The organism is Methylobacterium sp. CM6257 (assembly GCF_054611515.1).
In genome coordinates, this window is sequence record NZ_CM137735.1 from 286,595 (window position 1) to 301,993 (window position 15,399).

Here is a 15,399-nt window from a genome sequence, read left to right on the forward strand (position 1 = left end):
TCGGTCGCCGCCAGAGCCTCTGCAATCCGTGAACAGGACGGCGCCCCCCGGGCGCCGTCCTTTTTCATGTGCGGGTTCTGGCGAGGCTGGCTTCGTCTGCCGCGCATCGCTCGGCGGCGACAGGGGAGGGCGCTGCCGGCCCTGATCGGTCCGGCCGGATCGTTCCGCGGCGTGTCGGCACCCCGCGGGAGCGGACCAATCCGCTTGCTAGGCTGCGGCTGTAGCGCCAGCCATGAAGAACGCCACGGCCTGCGCCACCACGGGCGGCTGATGCGCGTGGGGACCGTCATACTCGACGTAAGTCACGTCGTAGCCCGCCTCCCGCAGCTTGGGGACGTGGACACGCGCGCTCCGCTCGATCGGGATCTGTTCGTCGCGGACCCCGTGCGACAGGAAGATGCGCGGTGCGCCGACCTGCAGATGCACGGAGAGGAACCCGGCCGACGAGACGATCAGGTGGCGCGCCACGTCCCCGTTCGCGAGGCCGAGGGAAAGCGTGTAGCTGCCGCCATCCGAGTGGCCAGCGAAGCAGAGGTATTCGGGGTCGAGGAGGAAGCGATCCGCCACCGCGGCGAGCGCCGCCGCGACCCTCTCCCTGTCCGGACCGTGTCCGGCGATGACGATGTCCCAGGTCGGAAACAGGGATTGCGGCGCCAGGAGCAGGAACCGCTCGGCCCGGGCGTGTCCCTCCAGCATCGGGAGGATGCGCTCGGCGCTACCGCCGCCGCCGTGGAATAGCACGACGAGCCGGCAGGGGCGCCGGGGGTCGAGCCCCTCCGGGACCACCAGAACCGCGTCGCGCTCGGCGAACAGGCCGAGTGGGTGGCGCCCCGGCGGCAGCGGCTCGCGGGTGGGCAGCCGGTGACGGAACTGGAGGCGCCCGGCGAGCTCGGGATCGATCATAACCGGATCTCTCATCAGGTCGGGATGTTGTGGTCGGACGACGTCTTTCGCGGACCGCGACACGTTCCCTCGCCTGGCGGGGCTACGATGTTCAGACGTCGCCTCGCCGGCGCGCGCTCCTCCCGACAAGGGGGAGGGGAAAGGCGCTCTCATTTTCAGAAGATTGGCGACCGGGAGGGAGGTGCGGATCTGCTTGCCCGGCGGGAAGAGAGCTGGGGCGAGGGCTGTGCCTTCTCAGAACGATCTGTCCCACTCCCACACGGGGAGAGGACGCGCGCCAGGAACCGGAACCGCATCGACGCGGTCTGCGTGCGAGCCCGGCTGCCGGGAGCGGAAACGGCCGGATCGCTGTGCGACCCGGCCGGCGTGAAGACTTCGCGGTCAGGGGCCTCTTGTGGCCCCCGCCCTCACTTCTTCTTCTTGATGCCGCTCTGCGGGTTGAGGCTGCCGATGTTGCCGCTCTCGCTGCCGGCGGCCGGGTCGATCACGGCGTTGACCAGCGCGGGCCGGCCGGAGTTCATCGCCTCGTTGACCGCGCGGGTCAGCTCGTCCGGCGTGGTGACGTGGTAGCCGACGCCGCCAAAGGCCTCCATCATCTTGTCGTAGCGGGAGTCCTTCACGAACACCGTCGTGGCCGGGTCACGCCCGGTCGGGTCGGCGTCCGTGCCGCGGTAGATGCCGTTGTTGTTGAACACCACGATGCAGACCGGCAGCTCGTACCGGCAGATCGTCTCGATCTCCATGCCGGAGAAGCCGAAGGCGCTGTCGCCTTCCACCGCCAGGACCGGCTTGCCGGTCTCGATCGCGGCCGCGACGGCAAAGCCCATGCCGATGCCCATGATGCCCCAGGTGCCCACGTCCAGGCGCTTGCGCGGCTGGTACATGTCGATGATGCCCCGGGCGAGGTCGAGGGTGTTGGCGCCCTCGTTGACCAGGATCGCGTCCGGCCGCTCCTTGATGATCGTGCGCAGCGCCCCCAGAGCGGCATGGAAGTTCATGGGCGAGGCATTGTTCATGAGCTTGGGCGCCATCTTGGCGATGTTCGCCTCACGCTTGGCCTTCAGCGTGTCGATCCAGTCGGCCGGCGGCTGCTGCCAGCCCTGGCCCATCCCGTCGAGCAGCGCCTGCACGCAGGAGCCGATATCGCCGACCACCGGAGCGACGATCTCGACGTTCGAGTCCATCTCGCGGGGCTCGATGTCGATCTGGATGAACTTGGTCGAGCCGGGCTCGCCCCAGGTCTTGCCCTTGCCGTGGGACAGCAGCCAGTTCAGCCGGGCGCCGATCAGCAGCACCACGTCCGAGTCCTTCAGCGCCGTGGAGCGTGCCGCGCCGGCCGAGAGCGGGTGGGTGTCGGGCAGGAGGCCCTTGGCCATGCTCATCGGCACGTAGGGGATGCCGCTCGTCTCCACCAGCGCCCGGATCGCCGCATCGGCCTGCGCGTAGGCGGCTCCCTTGCCCAGCACGATCAGCGGCCGGCGGGCGGATTTCAGCACCTCCAGGGCCCGGGCGATCGCCTCGGGGGCAGGGTGCTGGGCCGGGGCCGGATCGATCACCTTGACGAGCGACTTGCGGCCCGCCTCGGCGTCCATCACCTGGGAGAACAGCTTGGCGGGCAGGTCGAGATAGACGCCGCCCGGGCGGCCCGAGCAGGCCGCGCGGATCGCGCGGGCCACGCCGATGCCGATATCGGCCGCATGCAGCACCCGGAAGGCCGCCTTGCAGAGGGGCTTGGCGATGGCGAGCTGATCCATCTCCTCGTAGTCGCCCTGCTGCAGGTCGACGATCTCCCGCTCGGAGGAGCCCGAGATCAGGATCATCGGGAAGCAGTTGGTGGTGGCGTTGGCCAGCGCCGTCAGGCCGTTCAGGAAGCCCGGGGCCGAGACGGTGAGGCAGATGCCGGGCTTCTTGGTGAGGAAGCCCGCGATCGCCGCGGCGTTGCCGGCGTGCTGCTCGTGCCGGAACGAGATGACCCGCATCCCCTCGGCCTGCGCCATCCGGCCGAGGTCGGTGATCGGGATGCCCGGGACACCGTAGATGGTCTCGATGCCGTTGAGCTTGAGCGCGTCGATGACGAGGTGGAAGCCGTCGGTCAGGTCCGGCTCGGCCTCGATTTCGGGTGTGTTGTGAACGATCTTGGCCAGTGCGGTCATCGGGGTATCTCCGGGAATTCCGTAGCGATGTAGGGATTTCGGGGGCGGTTCTCAGGCCGCCCGGATCGGTTGGGCGGGCAGGGCCGCGGGCTGCTCGGCCTCGGCGAGGTAGCGGGCCCGCATCGGGCGCAGGACGAACATCGCCAGCGCCGCCGCTGTGACGTTCAGGCCGATGCTGATGGCAAACACCGCCGACCACCCGTATTGAGCGGAGATGATGCTCGCCACTGGCACGAGAAAGGATGCCGTACCCTTGGCCGTGTAGAGAAGGCCATTATTGGTGGTTGCGAACTTCGAGCCGAACGTGTCGCCGCAGGTCGCCGGGAAGAGCGAGTAGATTTCTCCGAAGACGCCGAAGTAAACTGCCGTCGAGAAGACAAAAACCAGCGGATTGGTTCCGTAAGTTGTGAGCGCGATGAGCGCCGCGGCTGCCGTCGAGAAGGCGATGAACATCGTGTTCTCGCGGCCAATGTTATCGGAGACGAAGCCGAAGAAGGGCCGGCCGAAACCGTCGAAGACGCGGTCAAGCGAGATCGCAAAGGTCAGGGCCGCCATCTGCAGGCCGAACAGGCTCACCGGAACACCTGCGACTTTGTAGTCGTGGGCGATCGGGGCGATCTGCGCCGCCGCCATCAGGCCGCCGGAGGCGACCATCACGAACATCGCGTACATCACCCAGAAGACGGGCGCGCGCACGGCCTCGCGCGGCGTGCGGTCGACCTTGGTCTGAGGCAGACGCAGGCTCTTACGCTGCACCGGCACGGCAACAGACGGCTTGCGCAGCAGGAAGCTGAGGGCGAAAACCACGGCGCCCTGGCCGAGGCCGAAATACAGGAAGGCATCCTGGTAGCCGCTGGAGGCAATCATCTTGGCGATCGGCACCACCGTGATGGCCGCACCCGCTCCGAAACCGGCCGCGGTGGCACCGGCGGCCAGGCCGCGGCGATGCGGGAACCACTTCAGTGCGTTGCCCACGCAGGTGCCGTAGACCGAGCCGGCCCCGATGCCGCCGATCACCGCGCCGAGATAGAGCAGGAACAGGCTGTCGGCGTAGGCGTCGATGGTCCAGGCCAGGGCGATCATCACACCGCCGAACGCGACCACGATCTTCGGGCCGTACCGGTCGACGAACCAAGCCTCGACCGGAACGAGCCAGGTCTCGGTGGCAACAAACAGCGTGAAGGCGAGCTGGATCGCCGCCCGGCCCCAATGATATTTCTGATCGATCGGATCGACGAACAGCGTCCAGCCGTATTGCAGATTGGCGATCATGGCCATGCAGATCACGCCAAAGGCGAGCTGCCACCATTTCGCCGAGGGTGAATCCTGGCGTTCCATCCCTGAGCCTCTCCCTAAGGCGGCGCGACCTCACCGGGGCGCGTCTTTCGTGGAGCGCCGATCATGCATATCCGTTCCAGGTATGCAATATACCAGCGTGAGACGGTCGGGATGAACTGTCAGGGCAGCGATATTATTCCGCCCGGCCGTCGGAACGGAACCCGCCGACGGGCCCCCACGCCCCCAGCGTCGGCTCATCGGCCGGCTTCAACGTCTCGTCCAGCGCCGGGATACCCGAGAGATCGTCCGGGATGCCGATCAGGGCACAGGCGGCGGCCCATTCGGCCCCTCCGCCATTCCCTGCCAGCCCCTCGCGGTCGAGGCCCGTGATCCGGCCGCGGTCCAGGCGCAGGATCACCCGCCCCGTATCCGCGCGCGCAAAACGGACCGTTGCCATTCGGCTCAGACAGGCGCGCAGGAAAGCGGTATTGGCGCCCGCTGCAAGGTCCACGCCGCGAAAGACCTCGTCGGGGCTGCGCGCGAAGATGTCGACCTTGCGGAAGCGATCGATGTCGATCAGCCCTTTCACGTCGAGGATATTCAGGATCCCGCCGGTGCAGAACGCGATCGTGCGCGGGCGCTCACCCAGCGGGACGCTGTTGTCCAGGAATTCGCAGACCACCTGCTTGTCCCGGGCGAGCGCCCAGTTGAAGAACAGGCGCGGCATGCCCGTATAGGCCTCCACGTTGTGCGCCAGCAGGTCCTCGACCGCCTTGTAGCGTCCGAAGAGTTCGCCCCGCTTCCAGGCCCGTTCTACCGTGTCGGCCGGAGGCGTGACCATGAACTGCATGTAGACCCGGTCGCCGAACCGGGTCAGCAACTGACCACCTCCGTCGGAACCGGCCTCCGCCTTGAAGCTGTCGAACCGGAACCGGTCGATGAGCAGGTTCGAGATCCGTCGCTCGGCCGCCTTGCGGGTGACGTAGCGGTCGAGCTTCATATCGATGATCTCGACCTCGTAGCCGGTCAGGGTGCCGGCATAGCGGAAGGCCTCGCCGAGGCTGCCGTAATCCAGCAGGAACTTGCGCCAAACGTCCGGCGTGATCACGGCGAAGTCGGACCAAGCCATCCCGAGACGCTTCGCCAAACCGAGCTGGTAGGGCCGGATCGTGCTCTTCCCGGACGCCGAGGCGCCCTTGACGTTCATCACCACCGGATAAGCCTGCGGGGCGAGCCTGCGATAGCCGTGGGCATCGACCACGGCGGCCATCCAGGGCTCGATCAGCTCACCGACGCGGCGGCTTCCATACCCGTTCGAGACGAGGGTTCCGGCGATGCCGCGCAGCAGTGCCGGGTTGCGGATCAGCGTGTTCTGCCGGGCGATAAGGCCGGATACCACGCTGCGCAGGGACTCGCAGGCGGCAATCTCCAGGCCGTCGCCGGATTCGGTCGCCCGTCGATGCCAGGATTCGAGGTGGCGCAGCGCCCGGGTCGCGAGATCCTCGCGGGGGCGCGGCGCCTCGGGGGGACGCCGCCCGAGGAGCCGGTCGAGCCAGTTCGGCGCAGGCGGCGGAGTCGCCGGACGGTCATCGAGGATCGCGGCGATCTCGCGGTCGAGAACCGCGTCGGCCTCGGCGCGGATCTGCGTCAAGGCGGTCTCGACCTCTCCGAGCCGCGGCTCGATCCCCTCCCGCAGGATGGTGGCGACGATCGCCCGGAAATTCACGCCGAGATCGGCGTAGACCGCGCCCACCGGGACGGAGAGGTCCGACATGACCCGGATCAGGACCTCGTGGACGACGAGGCGGCGCGCCCTGAACCGCGTGAGCTGCCGGGCCGGCAGCCCGCACAGATCGCTCGTCTCCAGCGCATCGCGGAGCGGCGTCTCGACGTGCTCGGGCCGGTAAACGGTGACGAGGGGCAGAAAGGCGGGCGGCAGATCGGATCGGACGCCCGGATTCCACGGGCCGGCGGCCGGCTCGCACGCGATCTCGGCCGCCGCTTCCGTCATGGGTGCGTCCACATGGATCGGACGGTCCTAGAAGAGCTTCTGGAACCAGCCATGCGTGTCCTTCACGGTGCCCCGCTGGATGTCGACCAGCATGCCGCGCAGCCGCTGCGCCACGGGACCGGCCTTTCCGTTCCCGATGGTGAAGGAGTCTTCCCGGCTCTTCACGGTGCCGATCGGCGTGATCACCGCGGCGGTGCCGCAGGCGAAGGCCTCGGTGAGGCGGCCTTCCCGGACGTCGGTCCGCCAAGCGTCGATCGTGTAAGGCTCCTCCCTGACGGTGAGGCCGGCCTCGCGCGCCAGCGTGATCACCGAATCGCGGGTGATCCCGGGCAGGATGCTGTCCGAGAGCGGCGGCGTCACCAGCGTCCCGTCCTCGAAGACGAAGAACACATTCATGCCGCCGAGCTCCTCGATGTAGCGGCGCTCGGCCGCGTCGAGGAACACGACCTGCTCGCAGCCCTGGCCCGTGGCCTCGGCCTGCGCGGCGAGGCTCGCCGCGTAGTTGCCGCCGCACTTGGCCGCGCCGGTGCCGCCCGGGGCCGCCCGGGTGAAGTGCTCCGAGACCCAGACCGTGACGGTACCGGCCGGATCCTTGAAGTAAGAGCCCACCGCTGAGGCGATCGTCACGAACAGGTATTCCGAGGCCGGCCTCACGCCGAGGAATGCCTCGGACGCGATCATGAACGGCCGGAGATAGAGGCTGCCGTCGGGCGTGTCGGGGATCCAGGCGCGGTCGATCTCGACCAGTTTGCGGACCGCCTCCACGAACGCATCCTCGGGAAACGGCGCCATCGCCATGCGCTCGGCCGAGCGGCGGAACCGGCGCGCATTGGCGTCCGGCCGGAACAGGGCGGCGCCGCCATCGGCGGTGCGATAGGCTTTGAGGCCCTCGAAGATCTCCTGCGCGTAGTGCAGCACCGCGGCGGCGGGATCGAGCGGGATCGCCTCGCGGGCTTGGATCCGTGCATCGTGCCAGCCGCGCCCGGCGGAGTAGCGCGCCACCACCATGTGGTCTGTGAACACCTTGCCGAAGCCCGGATTCGCCATTTGGGCGGCCCGCTCCTCGGCGGTCCTGGGCGCGGGATGGGCTATCGTCTTGAACGTCAGGTCGCTCACGGTGTGGTCCTCGTCGGCTGAGGCTCTTATGGCGCGCTCCGCCGCGCGAATCTACGGACCCCGCGCATGACGGCATCGCCGCACATGCGTTGCGTGGTGCCGGCGGATCGTCTGCCTCGGGCGCGCTACTCCGCGGTCGTGGGCTCCGAGAGTTGCAACCGGTGCAGGCGGGCATAGACGCCGCCGACCGCGATCAGGTCGTCGTGCCGCCCGGTCTCGACCACGCGGCCGGATTCCATCACGACGATCTGGTCGGCCTCGCGCACGGTCGAGAGCCGGTGTGCGATCACCAGGGTGGTGCGCCCGCGCATGAGTCGGGTCAGCGCCTCCTGGACCAGGCGCTCGGATTCCGAATCCAGCGCCGAGGTCGCCTCGTCGAGGAGCAGGATCGGGGCGTCCTTGAGAAAGGCGCGGGCGAGCGCCACCCGCTGCCGCTCGCCGCCCGAGAGCCTGCCGCCGCCGGGGCCGACCCGGAAGTCGTAGCCCTCCGGAAGGGCCGAGACGAAGCCGTGGGCCGCCGCGGCCTGGGCCGCCGTCTCGATCTCGGCGCGGCTCGCCCGCGGCCGGCCGAAGCCGATATTCGCCGCGATCGTATCATCGAACAGGACGACCTCCTGCGAGACGACCGCCACCGCATCGCGCAGCGAGGCCAGGGTCACGGCGCGCACGTCCTGGCCGTCGATGGTCACGTGGCCGGCGGTCACGTCGTAGAGCCGCGGGACCAGGTTGAGCAGCGAGGATTTGCCCGAGCCCGAACGCCCCACCAGCGCCGTCACCGAGCCTGCGGGAACCGCGAGGTCGATTCCCTCGAGCGCCGGCGCGTCCGGCCGGTAACGGAAGCGCACGCCCTCGAAGCGGATTGCCCCGGCGGTCACCGTCAGCGGCCGGGCGTCGGGCGCCTCACGGATGCCGGGCGCCTCGTCCATCACGTCGAAATAGCGCCGGAGCGCGGCTGCCGCCTCCTGCAGGATCGCGTTGAGATTCCCCAGGGCGCGGGCGGGCTGGGCGGCGAGCAGCAAAGCCGCCACGTAGCCGGTGAAATCGCCCACCGTCTTCTCGCCCGCCAGCACGCGTTGGCCGACCAGCACCAGCACGCCGGCCACCGCAATCCCGCCGCCGATCTCCAGAAGCGGGTCGAGCCGACCGCGGGCATTGGCGGCCTTCATCTTAAGGCGGCGCACCTCGTCCAGCGCCTGCACGGCCCGGCCCTTCAGATAGGTCTCCATCGCGTAGGTCTTGGCGACGCGCGCACCCTGAAGGCTCTCGGAGATCAGACTCGCGGTCGCGCCCATCTGCTCCTGCGTGGAGGTCGAGACCCGCCGGAGCTTCTTGCCGATCCGTCCGATCGGCCCGGCCACGAACGGCACCGTAACGCCCGCCACCAGGGTCAGCACCGGATCCATCCAGATCAGGGCCGCCACGAGGCCGATCAGCATGGCGATGTCGCGCAGGAGAACCGTGGAGATGCGGGTCAGCGCTTCCTTGATGAAGGCGAAGTCGGTGGTGAAACGCTGGGTCAGCGCTGCCGGGCTCTCGCGACCGAGCTGGGCGAGATCCGAGTCGATCAGGTGGCCGTAGAGCGCCGCCTGCATGTCGGCCTCGACCCGGGTCACAACCCGGTTGGTCAGGACCGTCTGGCCGTAGAGCGCGAAGCCGCGCAGGGCGGTGACGGCGATCACCACCAGCGGCCCGTAGGCGATTGCCGCCGCATCCTTGCGGTCGAAGGCGTCGAAGGCGGCCTTGATCAGCGCCGGGTAGAGCCCGGTCGAAGCGCCCACCAACGCGATCAGGACCAGCACCACCGCGAGGGTGCCCCGGTGCGGGAACAACCAGGTGCGCCAGAGCCGGGCGAGAAGGGGAGCCGTGTCGCCGGGAAGGCGCGCCATGAAACCTACCGGGTCGGACCTGTCGCCAGCCGTCCACGGGTGAGACGCACGGCGGCAGCGGTTTGCCGCCGCCGCCGTCGCGGATCAAGCCTGTCGAGCTCCAGCTTCCAGGCCGCGGTGCGCTCAGCGGTTGTCGCCGCCGGGTCTGTGGTCGTCATCGTGGCCGTGATGCCAGCCGCCCATGCGACCGTGGCCGCCCATCGGACCCATGGGCCGGGCGAGGATCATGGCGCGCCGCTTCTGGTCCTGGTCGAGGCTGGCGTAGAGCGGCTGCGACGCGTCGGCGAGCTTTCGCAGCGCCTCGCCGCGCGCGGTCGCGGCATCCGCCATCGCCCGCAGGGCGGCCGGAGCGTCGTCGCTGAACCTGGGCCGATCGCGCATCGCCTCGCGGCGCTGCTGGCGCAGTTTGGCCAGGTTGCGGATCGCGTCCTCCACGGGCGGCCAGAGCTTCTCTTGGTCGGGATTGAGCTTCAGACCGGCATGCAGGGCGGCAATGCGGGCATCCGTGAAGGCCGCCCGATCCTCGGGGCTGAGTGCGCTCCAGCGCCCGTGCTCCCGGTATCCATCCGGTCCGTGCTCGCCCGCGGCGGCCGCACCCGCCAGCCCCAGGCCGAGGGCACCGGTGAGGAGGATGGCGGTTCTCAAACGTCGGGACATGGAAATCTCCGTCTCACGCTCGGGATGCCGGCGGTGCGAGACGCGTCCGCGGCAGCAGCCCTCACGCCTATGAGGCGCCCACCATGTATCCCGCTTGTGTATGTAATACTGTTACATTATGGACCGCTCACGCGATCTGGCGGGAGTAGGGCGGTGCGGCGAGCGTCGGGAACGGTCGGGATGGCATGGCTCGCGATGCTTGCCCTGTGGTTCGGTCTCGCCGGCCCGGCGGCAGCCGAGAATGGAGCGCCGATCAAGGCCGTCGCGAGCTTCTCGATCTTGGGGGATCTGGTCCGACAGGTCGGCGGCCCGCATGTGACGGTGGTGACGCTGGTCGGGCCGGATGCGGACGTCCACGGCTTCAGCCCGTCTCCGGGCGATGCACGCAAGCTCGCGGAAGCCGACAGCGTGTTCGTCAACGGCCTCGGCTTGGAAGGCTGGCTCGACAGGCTGATCCGGGCCTCCGGCACGCGCGCGCCGGTCGTGGTCGCCTCCGCGGGGGTGAAGCCGATCCCAGCCCAGGACGAGCATACGCAAGACGCGCACGCCCATGGCGAGGGCGGCCACGGTGACCACGCCCCCGACCCGCATGCCTGGCAGAACGTCGCCAACGTGCGGACCTACGTGGCCAACATCCGGGATGGGCTTGCGAAGGCCGATCCGGCCAACGCCACCGCTTACCGGCAAGCCGCCGACAGCTACATCGCCAAGCTCGACGTCCTTGAGCGCGACGTGCGGGCCGCGATCGACGGCATCCCGCCGGAGCGGCGCCGGATCATCACGACCCACGACGCCTTCGGGTACTTCGCGGCGGCCTACGGCCTGCACTTCGTCGCTCCGCAGGGCGTCTCCACCGACAGCGAGGCGAGCCCCCGCGATGTTGCGGCGATCATCCGGCAGATCCGCCGGGACCGCGTGCCCGCGGTGTTCCTGGAGAACATCAGCGATCCGCGCCAGATGGAGCAGATCGCCCGCGAAAGCGGCGCCCGCATCGGCGGCAAGGTCTATTCCGACGCTCTCTCGGGACCGGATGGCCCGGCATCCACCTATCTCGACCTGATGCGGTCGAATCTGCGGGCGTTCGTCGGGGCTCTCATGCCTGGCTGACGAGCGACCTTCGCTTGCACCGGGTTGGACATGACATAGCGTAAACTGACGGTTAAGAGGCCCCCACTAGCCTAACGGAACGGGTGCCAGCCGATCCTCGTGCGCGAGGGCTCAAGGCCTTGGGGCCTTGTGAGGACGCGTGGCTCGGAGATCGCGTGGCTTGGGGGCCTGACCGCTGGCGCTTCTATCGACTTGCCGCTCGCGAGGCTGCGCGCGCGGCGCGTGCGGCCGCTGCCAGCCTCACCGCACCGCCCGACATCCTCTCCCGGATGCGAGTCACGGGGCTCGTGATCGCGCCCCAGGATCTGCGCACCTCGGACGCGACCTTCGCGGACGACATCTATGCCGGGCTGTTCGTCTTCGCCGGCCGCTCACTGGTGGCGAGCGGAGGCTCGCCGTTCGACCACGCGGCGCCCTCGCCGGAATGGGCGGACGAACTCTACGGATTCGGCTGGCTGCGCCACCTGCGCGCCGCCGACACGGCGCTGGCCCGAGCGAATGCCCGCGCCTTCGTGGCCGATTTCATCGCCGGCCGGGGTGATCCGGCGCTCGCCCGGCAGACGCCGGTCGCGGCCCGCCGGCTGATCTCGTTCCTGTGCCAGTCGCCCCTTGTGCTGGAGGGCGCCGACCACGGCTTCTACCAGACCTTCCTCAAGGCCATCGCCCGCAACGCGCAGCAGCTCGAGCGCGATCTGCGGCGGGGCGTGCCGCCGCAATGGCGCCTGAACGCCGCGGTGGCGCTCTGCTATGCCGGCCTGTGCTGCGACGGGATCCAGCCGATCCTGCGCCGGGCGACCCGGATCCTCTCGCGGGAACTCGACCGTCAGATCCTCACGGACGGCGGTCACCGCTCCCGCGACCCGCGTTTCGCCATGGAGCTGCTCCTCGACCTGCTGCCGCTGCGCCAGAGCTATCTCAGCCGCAGCGTCGAGCCGCCGATGGCACTGTTGCGGGCCATCGACCGCATGCTGCCGCTGCTGCGGCTCCTGCGCCATCCCGATGCCTCGCTCAGCCATTTCAACGGCATGGGCGCGACCGATGCGGACCACCTCGCGACGCTGCTGGTCTACGACGGCGCGCTCGCCCGACCGCTGATGCATGCGCCCAATTCCGGCTACGAGCGCCTGGAGGGCGGCCGGGTCGTGATCGTCGCCGATGTCGGCGCGAGCCCGCCGCTGCCGTACTCGATCAATGCCGGTGCGGGTTGTCTCGCCTTCGAGATGTCGAGCGGTCCCCAGCGCATCGTGGTCAATTGCGGGCTGCCGGCGAGCGGGCCGGACCTGCGCCTCCTCGCCCGCTCCACGCCTGCGCATTCCACCGCCTCCGTCGCCGACGCCTCCTCATGCCGGTTCCTCACGGAGACCGGGTGGTGGGGCGAACGCCGGCTGGCCGATTGGCTGATCCGCCGGCGCGGCTCCGTCATCCTGCGCGGCCCAGCGTCGGTCGCGTCGGAGCGGGCCGAGGATGCCGAGAGTGTCATTCTCGCCGCCCGGCACAACGGCTACGGGCCGGAGTTCGGCATCGTGCACGAGCGCCGCTGGCAGCTCTTCCCAGCGACGGCGCGCCTGGAGGGGCGTGACGCCTTCCTGCGCCAGGGGCGGGGGCGCCTGCGCCGCCAGGAGGTGGCCATCCGCTTCCACCTGCATCCCGGCATCGCCGTGCGCGGCGTCCCGGAGGGCCTGGAACTCGCCTCGGCGCTGGGCGAGATCTGGGTGTTTCGGGCAGAAAACGCCGACATCGCCCTTGAGGAGAGCGTGTACTTCTCGGGCCTTACCGGGCCGCGGCGCACCGACCAGATCGTGCTCCACCTGCGGGTCTCCGAGGACGTGGAGGTGCGCTGGAGCTTCGAGCGGCTGGCCTCCGCACCGCTGCGGGGCGCCACGACCGCCTGACGGGCGGCTGGCCCGGTTCCCCGTTTCCGTGCTACCGCGCGCCAGAATTTCGAACGGCGGCACGAAGCTATGGCGCACGATCAGGTGCGGGTCTCCCGCGCGCTCCTCTCGGTCTCCGACAAGACCGGCCTCGTCGACTTCGCCCGGGCGCTCGACGCCCACGGCATCGCGCTGGTCTCGACGGGGGGCACCCACCGTGCCCTGCAGGAGGCCGGCCTGCCGGTGACGGAAGTCGCCGACCTGACGGGCTTCCCCGAGATGATGGACGGCCGGGTGAAGACCCTGCATCCGGCGGTGCATGGCGGCCTGCTCGCCATCCGCGACAATCCCGAGCACCAGGCCGCGCTGGCCGCCCACGGGATCGGCGCGATCGACCTTCTCGTGGTCAATCTCTACCCGTTCGAGGCGACCATCGCGGCCGACAAGCCGGATGCCGACTGCATCGAGAACATCGATGTCGGTGGCCCGGCGATGATCCGCGCGGCGGCCAAGAACCACGCGGACGTGGCCGTCGTCACCGACGTGTCGGACTATGCCGGCGTGCTCGCCGCGCTGGAGGCGCATGACGGCGCCCTCGGGGCGGATCTGCGCCGCCGCCTCGCGCAGAAGGCCTTCGCCCGCACCGCTGCCTACGACGCGGCCATCGCCAACTGGATGGCCGGCCGCTTCGGCGCCGACGAGCCGGCGCAGTTCCGCGCCTTCGGTGGCACCCTGGCGCAGGAGCTGCGCTACGGCGAGAATCCGCACCAGAGTGCCGCCTTCTACCGGTCTCCGGGCAAGGCCCGGGCGGGCGTGGCGACCGCCCGCCAGCTCCAGGGCAAGGAGCTGTCCTACAACAACTTCAACGACACGGATGCCGCCTACGAGTGCGTCGCCGAGTTCGACCCCGCGCGGACGGCTGCGGTGGCCATCATCAAGCACGCTAATCCCTGCGGTGTCGCCGAGGGCGCGAGCCTGCTCGAAGCCTACGAGCGGGCGCTGAGCTGCGACCCGACCTCCGCCTTCGGCGGTATCGTGGCGCTGAATCGGACGCTGGATGCCGAGGCGGCGCGCAAGATCGTCGAGATCTTCACCGAGGTGATCATCGCCCCGGACGCCACACCCGAGGCGGCGGCGATCATCGCCGGCAAGAAGAACCTGCGGCTGCTTCTGGCCGGCGGCCTGCCCGATCCGCGCGCGGCCGGCGAGATGGTGCGGTCGCTCTCGGGCGGCCTGCTGGTCCAGGGCCGTGACGCGGCGGTCGTCGACGAGATGGACCTCAAGGTCGTCACGCGGCGCGCGCCGAGCGAGGCGGAACTCGCCGATCTCCGATTCGCCTACCGGGTCGCCAAGCACGTGAAATCCAACGCCATCGTGTACGCGAAGGGCGGTGCCACGGTGGGGATCGGCGCGGGACAGATGTCCAGGGTCGATTCCTCGCGCATCGCCGCCTGGAAGGCTGCCGAGGGCGCCAAGCGCCTCGGTCTGCCCGAGAGCCTCGCGGTTGGGTCCGTGGTGGCGTCGGACGCATTCTTCCCGTTCGCCGACGGCCTCCTGGCGGCGGCGGAGGCGGGCGCCACGGCCGTGATCCAGCCCGGCGGCTCGATGCGCGATGCGGACGTCATCGCGGCCGCCGACGAGGCGGGCCTCGCGATGGTCTTCACCGGCCACCGCCATTTCCGGCACTGATTGCGAATCGCGCGGGTGAAGCGCCCGCGCGACGCGATCGGTGCCTTCGGCCCCGCTGCGGAGCGAGTCCGTGCACCGGATGGCGCGTTGCCGTGCCGCTGAGGCCGCGCGCGGAGCAGCCTGTTAACGATGCGCCGAATTCGGCCTGCGCATGACCGCCGCGCGACCCGGATCGCTCGCGGATCTGACGCCGCGGATAATGTTTCTATCGTTGAGCTAAGTAAATTTAACGACCATTTCGGCAATCGGATGCGCTAGTTTGCCGAATATTTCCGGTAAATCGGTCGAATCATATGGAAATTTTATCAATATATTTTGAAGAGTTGATAGTTTGACGGTGTTGCGTCACCATGATCGAGATGTTGTCCGAGACATTGCGCATGGCAATGTTTGGAACGGTTCCCTATCAGGTCACAGAATGCTGGTCGCTGCGATGTTGTTCACGGTTGGATGGCTTGTCGGCCGATCCTACACCATGCTGATTCTGCTCCTTACGTCGCCCGTCATCTTGTTTACGGCCCTGATCGTCTTCGCGACGGTCCACGGGCTCGACCGGCTGCATGTCATCATCACGCTGGGTTATCTGGCTGCTCACCAATCCGGCTACTTGCTGGGTGCCTATTGCGGTGGCTACCAAGAAAACAGCCGACACGGCGGGCGCCCGTCACCACCACCAGATTAATCGTCCAGAGAGGTTGTTGATCAAGATCCATAGCGCGACGGTTGCA

The 15,399-nt window shown here is 69.0% G+C and carries 11 protein-coding genes; 4 read left to right on the forward strand and 7 right to left on the reverse strand.

Going from position 1 to position 15,399, the window contains the following annotated elements; all coding sequences use genetic code 11:
• Positions 1–207: 207 nt before the first annotated feature.
• The 7 genes from ACYCO6_RS01465 to ACYCO6_RS01495 all read right to left on the reverse strand — a co-directional run bounded on the left by ACYCO6_RS01465 (position 208) and on the right by ACYCO6_RS01495 (position 10,004).
• Positions 208–903, reverse strand: a complete 696-nt coding sequence (locus tag ACYCO6_RS01465) for an alpha/beta hydrolase (protein ID WP_459768640.1) — start codon at positions 901–903, stop codon at positions 208–210.
• Between the two features lie 407 nt (positions 904–1,310).
• A complete protein-coding gene (gene oxc, locus ACYCO6_RS01470) occupies positions 1,311–3,056 on the reverse strand; it encodes an oxalyl-CoA decarboxylase (protein ID WP_459768642.1) in 1,746 nt (581 codons plus the stop codon).
• Positions 3,057–3,107: 51 nt separating this feature from the next.
• Positions 3,108–4,394, reverse strand: a complete 1,287-nt coding sequence (oxlT, locus tag ACYCO6_RS01475) for an oxalate/formate MFS antiporter (protein ID WP_459768644.1) — start codon at positions 4,392–4,394, stop codon at positions 3,108–3,110.
• A 133-nt stretch (positions 4,395–4,527) separates the two neighbouring features.
• Entirely contained in the window at positions 4,528–6,345 is a 1,818-nt protein-coding gene (locus ACYCO6_RS01480; protein ID WP_459768646.1) for a DEAD/DEAH box helicase family protein, read from the reverse strand.
• 27 nt (positions 6,346–6,372) lie between these two features.
• A complete protein-coding gene (locus ACYCO6_RS01485) occupies positions 6,373–7,461 on the reverse strand; it encodes a branched-chain amino acid aminotransferase (RefSeq protein WP_459768647.1) in 1,089 nt (362 codons plus the stop codon).
• Positions 7,462–7,586: 125 nt separating this feature from the next.
• Positions 7,587–9,347: an ABC transporter ATP-binding protein gene (locus ACYCO6_RS01490; RefSeq protein ID WP_459768649.1), complete on the reverse strand. Its 1,761-nt coding sequence runs from the start codon at positions 9,345–9,347 to the stop codon at positions 7,587–7,589.
• 123 nt (positions 9,348–9,470) lie between these two features.
• The gene (locus ACYCO6_RS01495; RefSeq protein WP_459768651.1) at positions 9,471–10,004 is read right to left on the reverse strand and encodes a Spy/CpxP family protein refolding chaperone; all 534 of its coding nucleotides are present in this window, start codon (positions 10,002–10,004) and stop codon (positions 9,471–9,473) included.
• Between the two features lie 180 nt (positions 10,005–10,184).
• On the opposite strand from ACYCO6_RS01495, the gene ACYCO6_RS01500 reads away from it, so the two are divergent.
• From ACYCO6_RS01500 to ACYCO6_RS01515, 4 genes are all read left to right on the forward strand, one after another.
• A complete protein-coding gene (locus ACYCO6_RS01500) occupies positions 10,185–11,111 on the forward strand; it encodes a metal ABC transporter substrate-binding protein (protein ID WP_459768653.1) in 927 nt (308 codons plus the stop codon).
• Between the two features lie 155 nt (positions 11,112–11,266).
• Entirely contained in the window at positions 11,267–13,003 is a 1,737-nt protein-coding gene (locus ACYCO6_RS01505; protein WP_459768655.1) for a heparinase II/III family protein, read from the forward strand.
• Positions 13,004–13,072: 69 nt separating this feature from the next.
• Entirely contained in the window at positions 13,073–14,671 is a 1,599-nt protein-coding gene (gene purH, locus ACYCO6_RS01510; protein ID WP_459768656.1) for a bifunctional phosphoribosylaminoimidazolecarboxamide formyltransferase/IMP cyclohydrolase, read from the forward strand.
• Between the two features lie 475 nt (positions 14,672–15,146).
• The gene (locus tag ACYCO6_RS01515; RefSeq protein WP_459768658.1) at positions 15,147–15,353 is read left to right on the forward strand and encodes a hypothetical protein; all 207 of its coding nucleotides are present in this window, start codon (positions 15,147–15,149) and stop codon (positions 15,351–15,353) included.
• The last annotated feature ends 46 nt before the right edge of the window (positions 15,354–15,399 follow it).